We start from the raw sequence: 22431 nt of genomic DNA, 5'->3' as shown, positions 1-22431 counted from the left end.
GAGCACGAAATGCTGCACGCCGTTGCCCGCGACCGAAAGCTCATGACATCGGGCCCCACCGAAATGAGCGATGCCGTCCAATCGAAACTAGCCCACGGCGCGGTGGACGCGGTGCTGGCGCAGCTGCCCGACGCTAACCCCGAACTGGCAGCATCAGTAACCGAGGCCGGGATCCACTCGCAAGCACTGCTGCGTGAACACGTAGTGCTCCGAGCTTTGCGGCAGTTGCACAGCCAGTACGGCACCAACGGCCCGCAACCAGCCGCGGACCTAATCGGCGGCGACCTGCACCACAGCCCTGACGGTGTCCTCGTCGGCGAGCCAGATGACAAGCATGTGCGGCTTGTCCCGTCCTATCGGTACGCCACCCCGGACTTGCCTTGGTGGGTGGAGCAAGGCAACCCGACCTCCGAACTCGGCTCTGATGATCTCAGTGCCGCGGTCGCTAACGCACGCCGCCACCTGCGCGCCACCCAGACCAGTTTGACAGCCGCTGTGGCGGCCGAACTGGCCACCAAGTCCGCGACCACCACCGGCATCCCCGAGCCTGCAGAGGGCGTCGGTGATAACGAACCCGAAGAACCACCGCCAGCCACCGCCAGGCAGGGCAAGTCCACCGCTAGAGTCCCGGAAGCCGATCAGGACTCAGAAGCGGAACCAACGCCGACCCGAGACACCTACACTGCCGCTCTCGCGCTGATCGAGCCATTCGAGCGATACGAAAGTTTCCGCAGCGGATTCAACGCTGATCACAACATCACCGCGGGTGGGCGGATGTTTACCTTCCGTCCGCCCAGAGCGGCGGGGGAGACCTACCGTGTCTTTACTGCCATAGCCGCAGTAGGTCGGTATCTCCCGCGGTGGACAGAGCATGCTCTTCGTGGCGACGACCACGCGTGGCAGCGCGACACCGCCGCACCGATCGGTTCGGTCGAGCAGGCCGAACAGATCATGCCGCTGATCCGCGAGCATCTGGCGCGGACCACTGAACACGAAGCGCATGCTTTGGCTGACCCGGGCGCCGACGCCGCCGCCCACCGTGAAATCGCCGACATCGTCGCTGACATCACCGCTCGTGTCGGTGCCGAGCGCGGTCAACGAACCAGCGATGCGGCGCGCGCCGCCGTCCAAGCAATCGACGACGGCACCTACTCCACGAGTGGGCCTGAACAATTGCAGGCCGAACTTGCCTCTGCGGCACCCGAGGCCATGATGTGGGTGTTGCTCGCCGCCCTCGACCATTTGGATGACGCCACGATCGCCGCCAAGGGCAACCGACGGTTCGCCGACCCCGCCGCCCAGAATTTGCGCCAAAACGACCTCCTTTGGCAGAAGGTCCCCGCGGGGAAGATCAACGCTGTTCCGGCGCACTCCGAGGACGCTTACACGACCCTCGGCCCAGAGCACGACGATCGCGCCGCGTGCGCTGCCGCAACTGAGCCTGACGATGGTTCACTAACGTTGTTCGATGTAGCCGGTGCACTTGTCGATCTACCGAACGCGGTCACTGCTGGCGGCACGACATCCCGCCCCGATACTGCAGCGCGACAATCTCAGACCAGCGACCATGTTTCGGTCAATCCAGAGCCGAAAAGTGCCACAGCGGATCAAGACCCCAACAACGACCTCAGGGATCTCGCCACAGCAGCAGCGGATCCACCCGCGTCGGCTGCGGTCGCTGTGCGGGTCGCTGCGCTGCCGGTGCCCGTGCACAGCAAGACAGTTCTGCAAGACGCAGCCACAGCCCGATGGCCGCTGCTGCGACCACCCCCGGAACTATTGAAACTGGCGAGCCTCGCCCGCACAAACGGATGGGACGGCTCCATCAGCCCGCGCGGCTACGACCGCGAGCAGAGGCCGCCGCATTGGTGGGCAACCCTCATGGCCAGGACAGCGCAGGGAATGCGCCGCATCAGCCTCCAGTTCGACCTGCAATCCGACGACACCTACACCTACAACTCTCAGCGCTCGCGGGCCGTCGATCATGCATTCGCGCCACCCGGCGGGACCATCTACGGATGGAAATTGATCGAACCCGGTCAGCTGATGCACAAGCGACCTACGATCGAGTCACCCGAGGGCAGGAGATCCGTCCAGGGCCCTGACCTTGATGACGTAGCACGTGAGATCTGGGAGTCCGGACGTACCCGCCTGTACTGCCCAGTCGGCAACGGAGCGGTCCCAGAACAGCGAGTGCGGGTGGTCGACGCCGCGCAGCGAAACTGCTTGCTCGATGTTCTAGCCGCACACGCCCTCACTGACCCGGTCCTTCGCGATCACACCCGAGTCCAATCGGGGCCTCTCGACCATCGGGTTCGGCAGGTCGTGAACCGTGTGCTGCAGGACATCATCGACACCCCTGGCGAGCCGATTCCAGGCGAGACCACAGCATCCGCCCACGACGTGGCCGACGAACTGCGCCATGACCACGCCACCCTCAGCGACCTCATCGCTGCCGTGACTGCCAAACTTGAGGACAGCACGCCGCTCACCGAACGCGACAACCAACTCATCACCGCTATCACCAACTGCCCCCGAGTTGCTGTGCTGCGCAGCATCGAACTCGGGATGGACCTCACCACCGAACGGGTCATCGCGGTCGAGCACACCGGCGCAAGCGCGGTGTACCGGATCGAAGCAGGCGGGGTCGCATTCCTCTCAACTCTGTCCAGATCCCAAGGCCTGCACAGTATTTGGCGTGCTGACGAACACCATCGCGGATGGCGCATCGGCGGGTTCGGAGACCCTTACCTCACACCGTCCGTGGAGCGGAAGTGGCCGTCCAACACCACCGAGGTCATGCCTCTCGTACGTGCACATCTCCGCGAAAACGCCGAATATGCCGCTATCGTTGCGAAGGTCCGGGCCGAGCGCGAACGCGCGGAGGCCGCGGAGCTAGCCCGCACCGCGGGTGCTACGGAGCAAGTTTCGGCCGAACCAGCCACCATGGAACGACTCAGAGCGGCTGGCACAAACAGTGACCACGACGCGCCTGTCGCGCATACGGTCGAGACCGAGACCGGCACGAGCACCGGCAACGATGCAGAACCGGTAGACCTCGACCTGGCGGAAACAGGACGCCACCCCATCCCGTCGCCTGGCATCGCGACGACAGCCGACAATCCAGGGCAGCCAGGGCAGCCTGAACTGAACAGTGTCGAATCCGCCACACAACCAGCCGCTGATCGACACGAGTCCACGACGGGCGCAGTGGACCAACGATCCCCGGGCGCGGCCACCACGCTCGAAGAGAGCTTCGCAGTCCTCAGCGCGCCACCACCGAGTTATGAGTGGCTGTGGGCGCGCGCGTTCACAGCCACCACACCTGAGGTGCCAACGGAACTGCGCACCGCCGCCAGCTATATCGAGACCCTGCATCCACGTGGATGGTGGATCGAGGGAGGCGCCCTCGACCACAACTCCCACCAATACCGGCTGCAGCTGCGTGGGCAGACCCGACCCGACCCCACTGAGCTCGAACTGGTCTGGAACCGCGACGGCCAACGATGGGTATTCGACGCCACCAACTCCAGCTGCCGCATCGGTGAGCGCGACATCGATGTCACCGGGCCGCATATAGCCGAAGCGCTACGGCAATCAGTTGTCCCCGCCCCGACCGGATGTGACCGGGCACTCGATCTGATCGTCTCCCGGGCCGTCACCGACACAGTCGGCGCGCCATGGAACGGCACCCGCAGCGACCATCAGCACGCCGCTGCTGCGCGGGCACTGGAAGTTATGACCAGCCTGCTGCACCAGCTTCGCGCGCCGGCCACTGACGCCGAGGTGCGTGGCGGCGCCGACGAACTCGCCAAGCATCCGCTGTTGCTGCGGCGGGTGGCCGCCGCAGTCGCCGAGGAGCTGTATCTGAAAGGCCCCGCTCAGTTCAATGGCGTCGAGCACGCCATCGCGACCCTTGAGGTGACGCCTGCACAACCTGCGACCGTAGTAAGCGGCCAGGAAGCCGCCACCATCAGTGTGGGCACGGATCGCATCCCGGTGTTGTCCGAGGACCAGCGGTTGCTGCTGCACGCGGTTGCCGCATCGACATCTGGCGCTGGACGGCTGGCCGCGATACTCGAACGCCCCGACGCGGTGTCAGGATTGTGGGAACCAGCGTTGCTCGTCTCGATGCCGCAGTCGGTACGTTCACGGCGACCCGAGTGGACAGGCTGTTCGGTCCGGTCCGCCAGTGAAGCACTGCACCTGAGCAAGTTCCGAGAACCGCTGCCGCCCACGATGACACCGGTCACGATCACTGCCGAAGAACTGCAGGCATGGGCCGCGTCGGTCACTCTTCCCGATCCGATGCCGGCACGGCTGGACGAGATCGAAGCACTGGTGTCGTCGCTGCTCGGAGTAGAGTCGATTACGCCGCGCACAGCTGTCGACACCGCGCCGGCCAACACTGGTCCGGCTGTCACAGTGACGGAAACTGCTGGTGTCCCAGCATCCAGCACACACGGGGATCTGATGAACTCCGTTGCTGTCGCAGAGGACATAGTTCCAGAAGCAGGCGCCGCCGCCGCTCGACCCGATGTGGTCGACGATCAGCACGCCCCCGTGGAACCCACTCCGATCAATGTGGATTTGTCGGATGATCAGCGGCTGCTGATCTACGCGCTGTCCTCGACCCTGCCTGGTGCGTCACGCTTTCGCTCGATGCTTGGTCACCCTTCGGCGGTCCATGGCCTTCTGGCCTCGCAGATCTCGTCGTCGATGCCCGAGCAGGTGTTGGCGTGGCGGCCTCAATGGGAGTCCTGCGCAATCCAAGTTCTCAACGACCGCATCGAGTTGACCCGGTGGGCGGGTCTGCCGTTACCCCAAGGGGTGGCGGCGGTGTCCGTCAGCTACGACCAACTGCATGCCTTGGCAGCAGCCACCACGCCACTCAACTCGCTACCGGAAGCGGTGAGAGAGGTCGCCGCCGCGGTGGGTGCCGCAGTCGCGATAGACCAGGTACGCGCCTCCGTCAATGACGGACCCATCTATCCGCAACTATGGGCAGCAGTGGCGCGGGAGCTGAGCGCGAACGCGCATCGCGTGAACGACGATCTCGTCCTCGCCCGTGACCGGGAAGTCCGGGAGGTCGCCTACTGGGCTGCTGCTGCCGAGCGCATCACCCGCGAACTGCCTCTCGTTGCTGGATCCGACGACGAAGACGGACTGCGACAGGAACTGCGCACCACCCAGTCAGCGCGTGACGCCTGGCAGCGTTCTTTGAAGTTCCGTGCCGCCGCCGACAGCGCACTCAGCACCGTGCAGAGTCGGTTGGACGGGCCCGACAGTGAGAAACTCGCCAACGCCATCGACGCCACCGCCGCAGCGGCACGCGCCGGCGGTGACCCGGTTGCTGAACTTCGGGAAGCACTGACCATGCTGGCGCTGCCCGACGTCGACATCGTCGCGGTCACCACCGCGCTCTCGATAGCGAACAAGACGGCCGCCGCGGGGGAGGAGACTGCGAGCGGCCCTGCAAACCATGACCACGATCCAGACCGCGCAGAGGCCGAAGACCCACTGCGATGGGAAATCCCCGCGTGGTCTCCGATCGCCGCCGCCGCCCGCGCGTACGCCTGGCAAGTCGAGCAACTTCAGCACCTCACACCGGCAGGAGATACCGAGCATCTTCTGCGGGTAGGACAGGTCTCCGAGGCAGGGGTGCGGCAGTTCGAATTGCCGTGGCGCATTCCGTCGGATTGGCGGCGGCCAGTCTATGTGGCCGCGCACGCCCGTCGCCGGTTTCTTGACGATTACGACTTGGCTGCTGCAGCGTTGTTGCCTGCCACCGTTCTACAGGAAATTCGGACCCCTGCACATACCCCCGCCGCTCCCAGCGACACCGCGGCCACGATCGAGGAGCTGGCAGCTGCCGCCGACTTCGCCAACGACACCATGATGTTGGCCCGAGGCCTTGCCCCAGCGGTCCTTCTGGGCGCGGACGTCACCGAGGTCGTGTGGTGGGAAGCCACATTGCGGTTCATCGACGCCCAAGTCGCGGCGATCGACTCAGGCGCCGATGACACAGCGCAGCAGATTAGCAAGTGGCAGCGTCAACGTGGCCACTCCGTCGCTGAGATCGAGCGGCTTCATCTGTTCAGCGACATCCGCGACGCGCTTACACCCAGCATCCGGGATCGGCGGACCGCGTTCGGCGCACTGGCCGACCACCAGATCGATGCGCTTCTGACGACGGTGCACGAGGTCGTGTACGCGACCACACAACCAGGCGGTGACTACCGACCGCAGTGGGAGCGCCTCGAGCAGCTACTCGACACTGACGACCTCACCAGCAGCGAACAACAGAAACTGCGGGATTTCGCCGCAGCGCTGATCCCCGCACACCTACCCGGCCCGGACGGCAGCTACCCCGACGAGCACACCGCGCAGGTCGTAGCGTGGCTGGCCAGCGCGGGCATCGCACACGAGTTCGGCACCGCCGAGGACACCGCCCACCAGCTCGCGTTCGCCCTCGGAGACGCCCCCGCCGCTGAACTGTGCAGCTCCCCAGGCTGGGCCGGATTGAATGCGGTGCTGATCGCCGCCGAGAACCGCGCCTTCGACCTCAACGTCATCTTGCGTGAGGCGTATCAGCCCGGCCTCACCGCCGACGATCTGCGGCAGAGGATGAGTTCGATCCTCACCAGCAATGGCGAAAACCTTGTTGGTGTTCCCGACGAACTACTGATGCCAGGGCCGGCGCCGCAGCCGCCAAGCTGGCCCACCCCCGAGCCAGATCTCGGATTCGACCGCGCCATCGTCGATCGGTTCGTGCAGGTCCTGCTCACCACACGGGCCCACGAAGACACCGCTGCCCGAGCGCTGAACCAGCTCGCGGCCACCGCGAACCAGGAGCTGTTCAAGGCCTTCGCCGCGCCCCTGGCCGAGAACGAGACCTACGAACTGGCCGAGATCCTACTCAACGAGGGAATCATCCGCGACCGTGCCGAGCGGGCGTTTGCTCGTGAGGTGATGGACCCCGACAACCCCACCCTGGTCGGCTATGTCGTCGACCAGGTCGCTGCTGCCGCGTGGGCCGCGAACGTGCCCCAGCAACTGGCCTCCGCAGACATGTCACTGCTCTCCGTCAACACTGCCTTCGAATTTGTGTCCCGCCTGGATCTGGATGAGCGGGGCAGCGGCTGCATCGAACTGCGGGCCGCGGGCCGCCAGTTCCGTCTTGACCTGACCGGTGACGGCCACTGCCAGATTGCGTTCGCCCCTGTTGACAGGAACCCAGGCGAGCAGTTGACCATCACGCACGCCACGCATATCACTGATGTATGGGAGGTGATCCACGAATACCTCCGCACGCAGGCCGAGCGGGAAGCCTACTGGGAGGTGGAACGCGCTACGACCCCGCCGGCGGCGGCCACGTCATGGATGGCGTTGGCTTCCGAGCATGGATGGTCACAAGAGCAATCCTGGGTATCTGCCGAGGGCCTCACCTACTACCTGAAGTTGACGCGCACCGACGTCGCCCAGCCATGGGAAATCCTGCTGCCATGGTCAGCGGACGGGGAGGGGTTCCGGTTCCGGCCAGAACACGTGTTGTGTACCTATGACGGGTTCTGGTTCGGCACTGCCAATGGGTTCCCGGCGGCAGCGGTGGAATACGTTGTGCGGCTGCCGGATCTGGATGCGTACGCCGCCGACGCTGTCTGGATTGCCGCATTCGCCCAGGCGAAGAACTGGGCAGTGGTGGGCCCTGACACGTTGTTGGGCGACGACAGTATTTGCCGGGTATCGCTCGACGGCGACACTGACCGCGGACCCCGCCACTACGAACTGATTTGGCGGCTCATTGACGGCCAATGGGTGTACTCACCGCAGCTGTCGAGTGCGATCCACTCCGCGGCCGCGCTGCAGCTGCATGAGGTCAATGCCGACGTCCGGGTTCTCACCGCAACGAACTCGACCACTACGGTCCGGGTCATCCCACCGGCGTCCGCCGCCAAGTCCATCGCTGCCTCCGGCCGCGAACAGGGTTGGAAGACGTTTGGGCCGAGCATCACCGCGGACGGCAGCACCTGCACACTGACCCTGGCAGCCGACACCAGCGACGGGCCCCGCTACTACTCGCTGAAATGGTCTCTGGTCGATGGGGACTGGAGCTACGACGCCAACGGCTCAAGGATCGGCCACATCGCAAACCCGCGGTTTCCGCTGCGGCTGAAAGTAGTTCGCCGCGCCATCTCTACTCTTTCCGTCCTCGTTACCAGCGATGAATTGTCCGAGACCGGGGTGTCACTCGACGCTGAGCTGGACGCCGTGGAAGTCGCTGTTGCCTACCGCGCTGATGGCGTCACGGACGTCCTCGAAGACCCATACCTCGCAAGACCACTTGAGCGGCCATTGCCGACCGCACCGGTCATAGTCGACGACGACTTCGCTGTGCTCTGTGCTGCGCACTCGGGACGGCTGGTCAACGATCACGGCACTGTGGTGATCCTGCGCGACACGGGCACGGTGTGCGCTCAAGTACCCGAAGCCACCGTCGAGTGGTGGCTGGGCGAAGGTCACCTGCAGACCGCTGAGACCGCCTACGCCCTGACCCGCCAGGGCCAGCGCTGGCTCCAGCAGCAGGAAAGGATGCTGCATCAGGCCCCCGAGCCAGGTGATCAAGTGCTCGCGCTGGCAAGCGGTCGGATCGGAGTCGTGTGCGGCTACCACGATGACCGGGACAGCAGGGCTACGGCTGTCGAGGTCGTATTCGATCACGACAGCCCTACATCCACCCGCACGATGATCCCGCCCCGCTATCTGACTACCGTGTCCACGGCCGCCGTGAGCGCAGACACGGCCGCGGCCCTGCGCGCCAAGGCCTCACCCGCTGTCCCCGAAACGGTGCCGCTTCTACCCGACCCCGCCTACCGGGTCGCGACGCATCCACCCACAGACTCTGGGGAGTTGTTCGCCACCGGCGTCATCGCAGGTCGCAGCGGCGGGAGGGACACACGGGATGCGGATCTGACACCGACACAACGACTGCTGCTGTACGCGTTGAGCGACTGGTCAGTGGCGGCGGCTCTCAGCAGCAACTCTCTTGGACCCGCCCAGTATCTGTTTGGGGCTGATTCTTGGGCCAATATTCCGGACGAGGTTCTGCGAATGCGGCCCGACTGGACCGGGTGCCGCATCACCGTTGCCCGCGAGGGCGGCGGCATTCGCCTTGAACCTGAGTCCGGGCCGTTGCCCGACGACCACCACTTGGCAATCGTCACACGATCCGAATTCGCCCGATTTGCCAAGACGCTTGACACGGATCTGCGCGACGAACTCGCCCGATGCAACATTTTGCCTAGTGCCCGAATGGCGCCTGGGCCTCTCCCCAGTCAGGAAGAGCGGCGGCAGCTACTGCGGCGTGCGCTGCGGATCGACGACTACGAAGCGACGTTCGCTGTGGCCACCGAGGCCCAGTTGCGTGCTGCTGCCGACCGCACCGAAGATCTAGTTTCCGAGCCTCGGATGCGGCCGCCGGTGGTTCTGGATGAGGACCAGCGTCTGCTGCTTTACGGGGTGAACTCGTGGGCGTTGGCGGCGGCACTGGGCAGCCGGGACGACAACCGGATCGCCGCGCTGTGCCGACGAGGATTTTCGCAGGAGCTGCACGAGCGGGCCGTGCGGTATCGGCCCGACTGGGCCGGTCTGTCCTACGAGTTCGGTCCGGCGGGCTTGGGGTGGGCAGCGACAACTGGGTTGCCCGACAGTGCTGTTGCCGGTGCCACGCTCACCCGGGTGACTCTGCAACGATTCGCGCAGTCGCTCGATCCAGACCAGCGGGCACACCTCGCCGACCGTAGTCGCATCTTCGGCGACGAGCTCGACCGCGACCTGCGGCACATTCTGCGGATCGACGACATCGCCCAACCCGGCACCAAGCTACCGGCCGCACGCTCCCGCCCTCAGGAGCGGTACGTCGGGAAGATCGATGCTGGCGCCTCCGTAGACGGAGACGAGATCGAAACGCAAGTGCCGGCGTCGAACATGGATACGTTGCTCGACAGCGTTGGCGCTGCATCAAACGCGGCCACCGCCAGCAGCGGGCTAGGGGAGGAGATCAGCCCGGGCCCTGCTGATTCCGTAGAGGTGTCCGTCGCAGCCAAGGAGCTGACCAACGCGACGCCACCAGCATGGATTCACACCGTGCACGCACCGGCTGACCTGTGTCGAGCTGACGTCGAACCAACCACCCTCGAGTTCGTTCGCGCCGCGTTCCACGAGTGGTCGCCAGGTCGTGTCATGACAGATCCGGCCCACACCGCGCTGGAACTGGTCAACCCAGAGTGGTTACACAACTTGCTGCGCCACCGCGGATTTCGACCCCTGGGAATGGCCGGCTTGCGGGCGCAGACATGGATCGACGCGTCAGGGAAGACCCTCGAGTCTGTCCCGCACAGCACTGACGACAGCGGCTACAGCGGAGCGGTCACCAATGTGCTTACCGAGCTTGCCGGTGATCTCCACATCGCTGCTGATTGGCGGGCACGCGTCGACCCTGAGCTGTGGCGCGACATCGTCGCCGATCTCACCGCGGCCGCACGTTTCGACGAGTTCGAACTCGCGCAGATCCGCTGTATCGTCGAAGACCACGCCCACCGTTATCGGCACCTGCCCGATGTCACACGCTATCTGGCCGTCGAAGGCAACCATCTCGAAGACTTCCGCACCGCACACGATGTTGACGCGCTGTCCACAGTGGTGTCCACCTACCTTCGAGTGCACCGCGCGGATGTGCTGGACTGTACCCCCGTTCAAGCCGAGGCCAGGCGTAGCCGGCGCGAATCGCGGGGCCAGGCGTTCCGTCGCGAGGCAATCGAAGCATTCGACATTTTTCTCGACTTTCGCCATGCCCGCATGATGGTCGCCGCCGCTCAACGGACCGACCCGTTGTGGTCCGGGGATCAGCAATTCCGGTCCTACCAGCAGCTACTGCAAATGCTTGCCGACGTCGAACTGGAGATCGAGGCGCTGACCGCCGAAGTCGCCGCTGACCCAGTGCTAGCCCGGTTCGCTGCCGACGTGCCATCGTGGATCTACAGGGACTACGGTGCCATCGCCGCCGAGCAAGCACTCACCGACTTCGCCGCCACCGATGACCTACAGGTCACCGATGACGACCGGCGCCGAACGCGACGTACCATCCTGACCGCCGCCGCCATGCGCGCCGAACTAGCGCATCGGATCATGTTGCGCGCAATCAACGCTCAACACAGCGGCCACGCCGATGTGCGGCTTGAGCCGATAAAACTAGCGCAAGTTCATGAGCGGTTCGTCGGCGTCGTCGCTCACGCCGAAAACGGCACCCCGATCCTCGGCATCGACGCTGGAGGGCACCACTACCGGCTCATCCCGCACATCACCAGCCGCCAGGTCGAGATATACCACCAGGATGGCCCCAATCTGCTCATCCTCACCACCCTGGGGGATCACCCCATCAGCACGGTGATGGACCACATCCGTCAACACCTGCGTGACGTAGCCGTCCTCGAGGCCGAACAGGAAGCTGCCGCCTGGGCCGGGTACGGGGTCGGCTACTCGCCGCGTCCGACACCCGACATCTACGAGCACCGCCGCGAGCTGGCCGCTCTGGTGTATCCCGTCAAGCAAATCGCCGCCGTCGCCCTCGCCTGTGGTTGGCAAGCCGAGACCGTCGCCACCGACGAGTTGGTGACGTTGAGTCTGCGTGGACACCTTGAGGGCGAGCACTGGCAATTCGCGCTCGGCTGGCGTGTGGAAACGACGGGATCACCCGCCCAACCCACAGAGGGATGGACGAAGGTATCCACGGGTGGATGGGGCGAAACCGACTACCAGACACCGGATCTGACGACTGTTCTGCGGGTGCTGCAAGACTCCGACCCGGCCCAGGATCTACTCACGCATTTCAATGACCAGTATCGCGTAGTCATCAACCACCAGCTGGCATGTGAAGCCAGCGGCCGCTTCACCCGCACTGAAATCGACGCGGTCGACATCGCAGTGGCCGAGGTGGAGTTGCTGCGCAGCTATGTCGTGCAGGCCACCAGCCAACCCGACGAACTAGTGCTCGCAAGCGACACCGCTGCCGCCGAAGCGAACCTGGCTGGCGCGCGACGCGTCGCCCACACCCGTGCTCTCTTGCTGGAGGCACTGACCACCGACAGCTCGCCGATCGGAGATGAACTCGACCAAGTTATCAACGCGGTTACCCAGCAGGTCGCCCACCATGCACCGAACAGCCGCCAGTGGCAGCAGGACTTCACCAACACCCTGACCGCGCTCGGGATGCCAGCAGACCAGACGCTGCGCGCCCAGCACGTCCTGACCACGCTGCTAGTCGACGCCGAGGTAGCCCCCGAGCCGATTTTCACCACCAGTGAGCCCCTCGCTGAACAGGTGGCGGTTTCTCAGCCCCCGCCCCCAGCACTGCCCGAACCTCGCGGTGGTGTGGTCTATCCGCGCGAGTTGATCGAGTTGGTCGCGGCCGCCCATCGTGAGAGTTGGCGGATGCGGTTCCCCTGGACCCACCAGTTGGACCGGCCCGCTGAGCGGATGCAGGTGAAATTCTACGCTGGCCTCGGCGAGGAATTTACCGTGGTCCGAGCCACCTGGGTGCGTCGCGCCGGCAGCTACGTCTTTGATGAAGACCAGGCATTTATTCAACGCCCGGGTGATCAAGAACCCGCGCGCGGATTCAGCCTCACCGCCATCGACCGCGCCCTTCGCGACCTCAACTCGGCCGATACCCCACCTACACACGCTGACACCACCACCAACGTGCAGGACTCGGCAGCCGACATCATCGCCGAACTTGCTGAAGACCCTGCGTTGGGGCACTTGGCCTCGTTCCGTGATGCGGCACTGTATCGCTTGTTCGGCCCGGTCGTCGCCGACCAGGTGATCACGAAACTGAGTGCCAGCAGGGATATCCCACTTGAGCTTGACGTCTATGACATCGGACGCGAGATCGCTGAGGAGCACTGGCTACAGCCCTTCCGGCACGTCGGTGGCCGCCGCATAGAAGTCTTCAACCCTGCCTTCGAGCGCATCGACATCGAGGACCGAAACAATCAGGCAGGCCGAGAATTCGAGATCGCGATCGCTGACCGCTACTTCACCGTCGTGCTCCCTGCGGACCGCGAAGCGGGGTATGAGGTCATCGCTCACCCCACTGACGAGGAAGTTGAATCCGGAAACGGTGACTCGATCACCATCGCTGATGCTGCTACCGCGGAGCAGATTATGCCGGTGATCCGTCGCTTCAGTGTCGAGGCGTCCGAAGAATACGCGGCATGGCTGGCCCCTCAATTGCTGCCCAGCGACGCGGTTGAGATTATCGCTGACGCTGATCGGCATGTGTGGTCGGTTTCTGAGGGATTTCTGCCAGCGCCTGCTGCCTCCGATCCACGCGAGCAGCGGCGTTGGCTCGCCCCCCAGCAGCTGTATGTGACTGTCAGCAACCAGCGCAGTACCCGCGCCTCGGACGACACAGCCACATTCGTCCTGCGTTGGGACTTCACCGCGCCATTCGGCCCCTACACCTACGTGCCGGACCGATCCACTTGCACACCACGAACCCTGGTCCAGGGCATCGGTGTCGCATTGTTCGATGTGGCCGCAATCCTCAACAACATCTCCGTCACCGCAGCAACAACCGCCCTCACTGATGATGATGCGAAGCCGACAGCGCGGGCTGCCGCCGCGGCTTTGCTCGCACCCCACGAGCGCGACCACGGCGAAGAGCAGCTGCAGTCTTCGGCCGCGCCCGCCCCTGAGGCGGCACCGGCCGTACAGAGCTTCACCGCCCCGGTCGCACGGCCACGATCCGTCGAGCCGATCGCTGAGCCCACCCTGTTCGACCAGGCCGGTCGGACCGCACTCGATCTCGGTGGTGAGAACGAACTGTCTGCCGCGGTCAGTACGATCCCGACCAGCGTCGGAACCAGGGATGCGGATGATGTGGCGGCGGTGCGGGATGCTGGAGTGTCCGCGCCGGTACATGGGTTGTCGACAGCACCAGCGTCTGGCGGGGTCGACAACGACACGAGGGAAGGAACGGTTGATGGCGCAGTTGAGCAGGCACGGTCGCCGCGCACGGGAGTTCTGGCAGACCTACCGGCCGACAGCGTTGACGCAGATCGAGGATCCGGACAGTTTCTTCCGCGCGCTGGACAACAGGATGCTGGTGCGGATCGGGACGCTGGTCGATCAGATGATGGTGGGGCTTCCAGAAGGGCAGCGACCGATAGTGAAGATGCAGGCCGCGGCGATCGTGTTCGACGAGGAAGTGCGACCGCAGGACAAGGAGCCGGGGACCGAGCACCTGGAGATCTAGTCCGGTTCCGGCCTACGAGCCGGGAGGATCTGGGCGCGCCCGGCGAGATCGTGCGGGCGCGGGCGAACCTCGCCGCACTGCGCACGCTTCGAGACTTGCAGGCCGCCAAACGGTCAGCGGCCACCGGCGACGAGCAGCAGGTGCTGGCCAGATGGTCTGGCTGGGGCGCGCTACCAAGGATCTTCGCGAACAAGCCGCCAGAGAACGACGCTAAAGCGTTGGCGCGCTGGCTCAAACTCGATGCCGTACGCACCGAGGTCCGGCAATTGCTCTCCGACAAGGAGTGGGCGGCCGCGGCCCGTAACACCACCACCGCGTACTACACCGATCCGCGCCTGGTGAAGGTCATGTGGGATACGGTGCGTGCTCTCGGTTTCGACGGCGGCAAAGTAGCCGATTTCGGATGCGGCACCGGCCATTTCATTGGCTTCGCACCCACCGACACCACAGAGCCGATCCGGATCGACGGGATCGAGGTCGAGCCAATAAGCGCGGCGATCGCAGCGTACCTGTACCCCGACGCCAAGATCATCAACAAAGCGTTCGAGGACGTGCGGGTGAGCAAGCCGAAATACGGGCTGGTCATCGGCAATATCCCTTTCGGTGACGGCAAACCCTACGACTCGGTCTACAACCGCGACCGCGACCTGAAGATCCACAACTACTTCCTGTTGAAGTCGATGCACGCCGTCGAGCCCGGCGGCCTGGTCGCGGTGATCACTTCCCGCTACACCCTCGACAACTCCGATCCGAGCTTCCGGCAGCAACTGCATGGCATGGCCGACCTCGTCGGCGCTATGCGGTTGCCCGCCCGGGCTCACGCGGGGATGGCCGGCACCGACGTCGTCACCGACATCTTGTTCCTGCGCCGCCGCTGCGAAGACGAACCCCCAGCCGTCGACGACTCGTGGCTGTACACCCAGCAGCAGGTCCTGGCGGGCAACGAGCAGCCCGTCGAGGTCAACACCTACTTCCTCAACCGCCCCGACCAGGTAGTGGGTGAGCTGTGCACAGTGACATCCCAGTTCGGGCCGAAGCTGTCGGTGCGGCTGGCTGCCGACGAAGACCTCGATGAACGAGTCGCGGCTGCAGCGGCCAGAATCACAGAACCAGCCCCGGAGCCGGAGTTCGAGCTGCCGGTGCTCGATGAGGATTACCTCCCCGAGGGGGCTTTGGGGCTCGATGCCGACGGCAACCCCACCATCATCGAGGACGACGAACCGGTCGCGGTGGAGGTGCATCCGGCCCAACGTGACCGGCTGATCGAACTGATCCACCTCAAGACGCTGACCAAACAGTTGTACGCGACAGAAGGCGCCACCGCTGTCGCCGGCGACACCCCACAGTTGAACGCTATCCGTGACCGGCTGCGGGAATCGTGGCGGCGGTACCGGATGTCCAACCCGCCGCTGACCAAACCTGGACAGCGCCGGATCTTCACCCCGCCCGAGGCCCGCGCCCGCGCCAAAGCGCAGGGCTTGAAGAAGGTCCCTGACGAGTGGAAGTCGCGGACCGCGTTCAGCTACCTCGACGACGATCCCGACGCCGCCCTGCTGTTCGGTCTCGAACGCTGGGATGCGCGCGCCCGCAAAGGTGTCGAGCAGAAGGTGCTACACGCCCGGGTCCTGGAACCGCGGCAAATGCCGACCGCCGCCGACGACATCGACTCAGCGGTGGCGATCGCTCTCGACCAGGACGGTGGCCGACTCGACCTCGACCGCGTCGCACGCCTGCTCGCGATTTCCCGGATGGAGGCCGCCAGTCAGGTCGAAGCGGCGGGGTTGGCGTTCCGCGACCCCGAACAGCCAGGGGAGTGGATCCCGCGGCACCTATACCTGTCGGGCAACGTCCGCACCAAACTCGCCGCGGCCCGCACTGCCGTCGCCGAGAACTTCACCCTCCAGGTCAACGTCGACGCGTTGGAGAAGGTGCAGCCGCGGGATCTGTTCCCCTCAGAAATCACCGCGAAAGTCGGCGCACCCTGGATTCCCGCCGAGGACTTCACCGCGTTCCTGCGGCACCTGGGGTTCGAGCAGGCGACGGTCAAACACGCTGGTGGTGTGCTCTGGGAGGTTCGTGGCGCGCATGCCGGTGACCTGGCGCGCACTGAGTGGGGCACCCTCGACCGCAGCGCTCAACACCTGTTCGGTGAACTGCTGCAGAAAACCGAATCCACGATCAAGATCACCCGAAAGGTGGACGGCCGGGAGTATCTCGACCGCGAAGCTACCGACGCGGCTCAGGAGAAGGCTCGCAAGCTGGCGCGCGCGTTCGAGGAATGGGTGTGGGCCGATCCCGCTCGCGCCAAACGGCTCGCCCGCATCTACAACGACACCCTCAACAACCTTGTCGCGACCGAACACGACACCAGCCCGCTGACGTTGCCGGGGCTGTTGCCCGGGTGGGTGATGCGGGATCATCAGAATGCGGCGATCCGGCGAATCTTGTGCGGGCAAACCCTTCTCGCGCATGTGGTTGGCGCGGGCAAGACCGCGACCATTGTCGCTGGGGCGATGGAATTGCGTCGCACTGGGCTGGCACGCAAGCCGGTGATCGTGGTGCCCAACCACATGCTCAAGCAGTGGACAACCGATTTCCGCAGTCTCTACCCGAACGCGAAGTTGCTGGCGATCAACGCCAGTGACCTCGGCGCTAGTGCCCCGAAGTTCATGGCACGCATCGCCGGAGGCGACTGGGATGCGGTGATTCTCACGCACGAGGCGTTCACTCGGGTCCCGCTGCGCAAGGAAACCCAGGAACGGTATCTGCGTCGCGAGCTGTCGTTCCTGCGTGACCAGCTCGAGCGTGCTAATGGCGTGGGGATGGAATCGATGAAGGTCAAACAGATCGAATCCATTCTGGAGAACGCGGAAGCGCGGCTCAAGGAAGAACTGGACAAGACCACCGATCCCGGAGTGTGCCTTGAGGACACCGGCGTCGACTATGTGTTCCTCGACGAGGCTCACCAGTTCAAGAACCTGCGCACCATCTCCGGCATCCCTGCAGCAGGCATCGACGGCTCGAACAAGGCCACCAAGATGCACATGCTGATCGACTATCTGCGCGACACCAGCGTCACCGGCCGCTACGCCACCTTCGCGACCGCTACACCGATCGCCAACAGCGTCACCGAGGCCTACGTCATGATGCGCTACTTGGCGCCGGAGCTGCTCGAGCAGATGGGTATCGACGTCTTCGACAACTGGGTCGGCATCTTCGGCGAGGTCGTCTCCGCGCTCGAGCCCGACGCCAAAGGCGAAGGCTACAAGTTGAAATCGCGGCTGGCGCGGTTCTTCAACGTGCCGGAGCTGATGGCCGCGTACTGGACCTTCGCCGACGTACAAACCGCCGATGACCTCAAGTTGCCCACCCCACCGGTCCTGCATGGTGAAGACGGCCAACGCGGGGAAAAGATCATCATCCCTGCCACCGACGCGCAACGTAACTACATCAAATCCCTGCCCAAGCAGAAGTGGATCGACAAGCCAGGAGGAGTCCTCAAAGCGCTCGGTGAAGGCCTGCGCGCCAGCCTGGATATGCGGCTGGTCGGCGGCAGCATCGATGAAGGCAGCAAAATCCCGTTCTTGGTCGACAAGGTCGCTGAGATCTACGACCAGACCAAGGACATCGTCTACCCGGTCTCCGAAGAAGACTTCACCCCCCAACCGGAAACCGGTGGCCTGCAGCTGGTGTTCCTCGACGAAGGCACACCGGGCTCGGACGCCAAATACGCTTGCGACCTCTACGACGACATCCGCGAACGGCTCGCCGAACACGGTGTCCCGCGCGAGCGGATCCGGTTCATCCACGAAGCGACCACCGACGCGAAGAAGGAGGCGCTGTTCGCCGACTGCCGCGCCGGCCACGTCTCGGTACTGATCGGCTCCACCGAGAAAATGGGCACCGGCGCAAACATTCAAGACCGTGCCGTCGCGCTACACCACTTGTCTTACCCGTGGCGGCCAGCCGACATCGCCCAACGCGAAGGCCGCATCGAACGCCAGGGCAACCTCAACCGGCCCGAAGTCCCCGGCACGCTCGACGAGGTCCGCGTCCTGTATTACGTCACCGAGCGGACCTTCGACGAATTCCGGCTCAACACCCTCGCCAGAAAGGCCAGGTTCATCGATCAGCTGCAAAAACGCGGCTTCGATGTGCGGGAGATGGACGATATCGGCGAGGAGGCAGTGAACTTCGCAGTGCTCACCGCCTTGGCATCCGGAGACCCCAGCATCATGCAGCTGGCCGAGGCGACCGCCGAGCGAGCCCGGCTTCAAGGCTTGGCCCGAAACTGGGACAACGACCAAGATCGCCGCGCCGCTGACCTCGCCTACTCCGAAACCTTCCTTACCGCCGCAGTGCCAGCCAGTGCGCTCATGCACGTCGCCCGCGGCAAGCAGGTCTCCACGAAGGCCAACAAGTTCGCGATGACCGTCGACGGGGTCACCTACAACAAACGCGAGGACGCTGGCAAAGCACTCGTCGCTCGACTCAAGCAGTTCAGCGCCACCGCCAACCCAGGAGACACTCTCGATTTGGGTGTGCTCGGCGGGCTAACCTACCGCGCCGAGGTCGGCGTGACAGGTCGATTCTTGTGGTTGGACTTCGGATGGGCCGACCCCAGCCGCCGCGACAACGCCGACCGGCGACCGGAATGGGAGCGGCGCAAATCGATCCCTAACGGCCGCAGCATGGTAATCGCGTTGGAGCGGCTGCTGTCCAACCTCGACACCGACACGATCGAGCTCGACGCATCCATTGCCCGCGTCTCGGCTCGAAAAGCTGATCTCGCCACCCGTGTCCTCGCCCGCGAGCACAACCCCTATCGCCCGTTGGCGCGGTCAAAGGAAACCGAAGAAGACCTGCTCGGCAAACTGGTCGTCGCCAACGAGCGGGAAATGAGCCTTGCCGATCGGGTAAAAGACCTCGGCGACAACATCTCCGACGAAACCCGCGAAGAACTCGATTCCCTCCGCGCGCACATCACCCGGCTACGCGCCGCCATCAACGACGAGCACGAAATACAGGCTCGCGCCAGAAGAGCGCTCGATGACCTGGACAGCGAGCAGCGTATTGCCACCGATCGTGAGCAGACAACGGACAGCCAATCCGCCTTCCACATTTCCACGCAGCCAGCACCCACACCACCACCCGCGTTGGTGGCGACGACTGTCGACAACACTGACGCAACGTCAGCAGAATTCGACGAGCTCGCCCCTGCCACCAGGATAGACGATGCCGAAACGTCCGAATCCGCACCGGTTACGCAGACCGCGGCGACACCGGCAATGTCCGAACATCAATGGGGCGGACTGCATTGGGCGTTGCAGACCCTCGCTGGAGTGTGCGACGGAGCGGTCAAACGCGACGACGTCGGATTCAGCGGCGCGGACGTGGCGATCGGGCACTACCTGGCCAAACTCGATGTCGAAACGTGGGACAACTACCATGCGGTCACCGCGGCTGGGATGCTCGCCAGCTACCACCGTCAACTCGGTGGGCTCACCCCTGCGGACTTACTCGCAGAACCGATCGAGGTCAGCCGCGACGAGTACTGGGCCGCCCGCACCACAGTCCGCGAGGAAGGCCAGGACTACCGTGCCCGCGAACGCGCCGTCAACGGCTCCTACCTGCAGATCATCGACGAGAAGGTGCTCCTCGGCTTCCACCGCTACAACCAGGAACTCGTGTCCGCCGCCCGCGCCATCCCTGGTCGTCAGTTCGACTACTCGACCAAAACAAATGAGTTCCCCCTGTCGTCTCTGCCGCAAGTCATCGACTTGGCCGACACCTACCGCATTCCCGTCGACGACGACCTGCGGGTCCTGGGGGAGAAGGTGGCCGCCGACCCCGATCGGTACACACCGGCGGCGGTCACCCTTGCTGGCGACAACTTGGTGATCCGCGCGGAGTACTCCGAAACCCTCAACGATGATCTGTGGACGCTCAACGGTGCCAGCACCTGGAACCCCGGCCTACACGCGCACATCCTGAGGTTGGACCTCGACATTGACCTGCACCGCGCACGCGACGTCTTTGCCGAGCATCGGCTCAAACTCGCCCCAGACGCACAGAATGCGTTGGCCACGCGGATCCTGGCGCACGACACCGCTGACCAGGTGCTGATGCACGACGGTCGTGTCATGATTGCCTGTCCGCCGGCGCCGCGCGAGCAGGTACGCGATGAACTGGCCCAGCTGCTCGGCAGCACCACCTTCGGCGCCGACGGCACCGAGATCAGCATCAGCGTCCACGTCGAACCAGAACAGCAACTGCAGATCTACGCCCGAAACGAACTGCGGGTGTCCAACGAGGTACGTACGGCACTCACCGAGCAGGCCCGTGTCCAAGCGGAGAACCTGACCGCGTCGACCGCCGCCGCAGCAGCCCCCGTAGTAATACCTGGCCTGTCCGCCGAGATGGCGTTGATGCCCCACCAGCACGCCGGAGTATCCCACCTGCACCGCAACCGCCGCGCCATCAACGCCGACCACATGGGCCTGGGCAAAACTCTCACCTCACTGGCAACCGTCGCAGTCGACGGCGCATATCCCGCCGTGGTCGTCTGCAAACCGGACCTCACCCACAACTGGTACAGCGAGATCACACGCGCGCTATCAGGCCGAAAGGTGTACCTCGCGCAGGGCATGACCCCGACCGAGATTCCCTCCGGAACCGACATCGTCATCATCGGCTACAACGCGTTGTCCTCACGCCCACCAGCCCCCGATGGTGAGAAGAAACCCGATCACTTCCTGTGGGTCGACCGCCTCGTCGCCGACATCGCGCCGCGAGCGGTCATCTTCGACGAAGGCCATCTGGCCAAAGAACCCACCGCGGCGCGTTCGCGCGCGCTGGCGGCGCTCGGCGCCGACGTCACCGCCCGCGATGGACTGGTATTGGATCTGACAGGTACACCAGTAGTCAACCGGCCACGAGAGCTGGCCCAGCAGCTGATCATTCTCGGGCTACTGGCCCCGCCTGGGCAACCAGCGAGTTCGCAGCATCTGTTCGGCGAATACTGGCATTTCCTGCGCCGCTACTGCGATCCGACCCGCCGCTCCCACGGGCATGGCTTGGACTACAACGGAGCATCCCACCTCGAAGAGTTGCACCAGCGCCTGCGGGCATGGGGCGTGTACCTGCGGCGCACCGACGATGTGCTGGACCTGCCGCCGTTCGAGATGACCCCGATGCCGCTGACCGCCGAACAGCTCGACGCGGCAGTAATGGCCGAGTACGAGGCCGCCGAAGCCGATGTTCTCAGCTTCCTTGCCAAACGTGCCGCGCAGATCGCCGCTGAACTCGACGAAGATCCCACCAGCGCGGCGGTGGAGGCGAGGATGCGCGCCGAAGCCGCTGAACATCTTGTGCGGTTGAACACGCTGCGCGAGATCCTGGGCCGCGCCAAGATGCCTGCCGTCATCGACTGGGCAGACCAGCAGATCAAAGCGGGGGAGAAGGTGATGATTGCCGCCCACCATCAAAAGGTTGTCGGTGGATTCGCCAGGCGGTTTGGTGGCCTGAAAATTCAAGGTGGGCAATCGGTTGAGGAAAAAGAAGCCGACAAGGAAGCGTTCCAAATCTTGCCGGTGACCCAAGCTCCCGCCATCACCGTATCCGTCTCTGCCGGCGGGTGCGGCCACACCCTCACCGCCGCGCGAACCGGCATTCAAGCCGAACTACCCTGGACACCTGGCGAACTCAATCAAATGGCCAAGCGCCTGCACCGCATCGGCCAAACCCTGCCCGTCACCTACAAGGTCACCGTCGCGCCGGGTACTGTTGACGAGTTCATGTGGAACATGTTGCAAGCCAAGCAACGGGTCCTCGACGGCGTCCTCGACGGCGAGGTGGTCGATGAGACTGCTGATGTCGCTGACATCGTATGGGCTTTGACCCGCCAAGGACTGGCGTCGGCGAAGGATCCCGTCAGCGATGTCCCGCATGAGATGACGTCAAACCACATCACTGAACTCGCCGCCGCGGTCGCGGGCTACACGATGCCAGCCTCTCACCGGATGCAAGACAGCGCGCCAGCCGCCCCCACCGATCCGTTAGTGGACACCCAACCCGCCGAACCGCTCTGCGAGCCTGGCATCAGCGGGCCATAG

1 protein-coding gene (only partly in view) is annotated in these 22431 nt (G+C 64.6%); it reads left to right on the top strand.

What is annotated here, in order from left to right; genetic code table 11:
* Window positions 1-22431, top strand: partial view of an SNF2-related protein gene (locus AB0C34_RS17905; RefSeq protein WP_357073634.1) — the 3' portion only. Its footprint begins 4980 nt before the window's first position; the window shows 22431 of its 27411 coding nt (coding positions 4981-27411); the start codon falls outside the window, past its left edge; its stop codon occupies window positions 22429-22431.

The sequence above is a fragment of the Nocardia sp. NPDC049220 genome, from assembly GCF_040647855.1.
GTDB lineage: Bacteria > Actinomycetota > Actinomycetes > Mycobacteriales > Mycobacteriaceae > Nocardia.
Note: the sequence above shows the minus strand (reverse complement) of the source record. Positions and strands in the feature narration are given on the sequence as shown.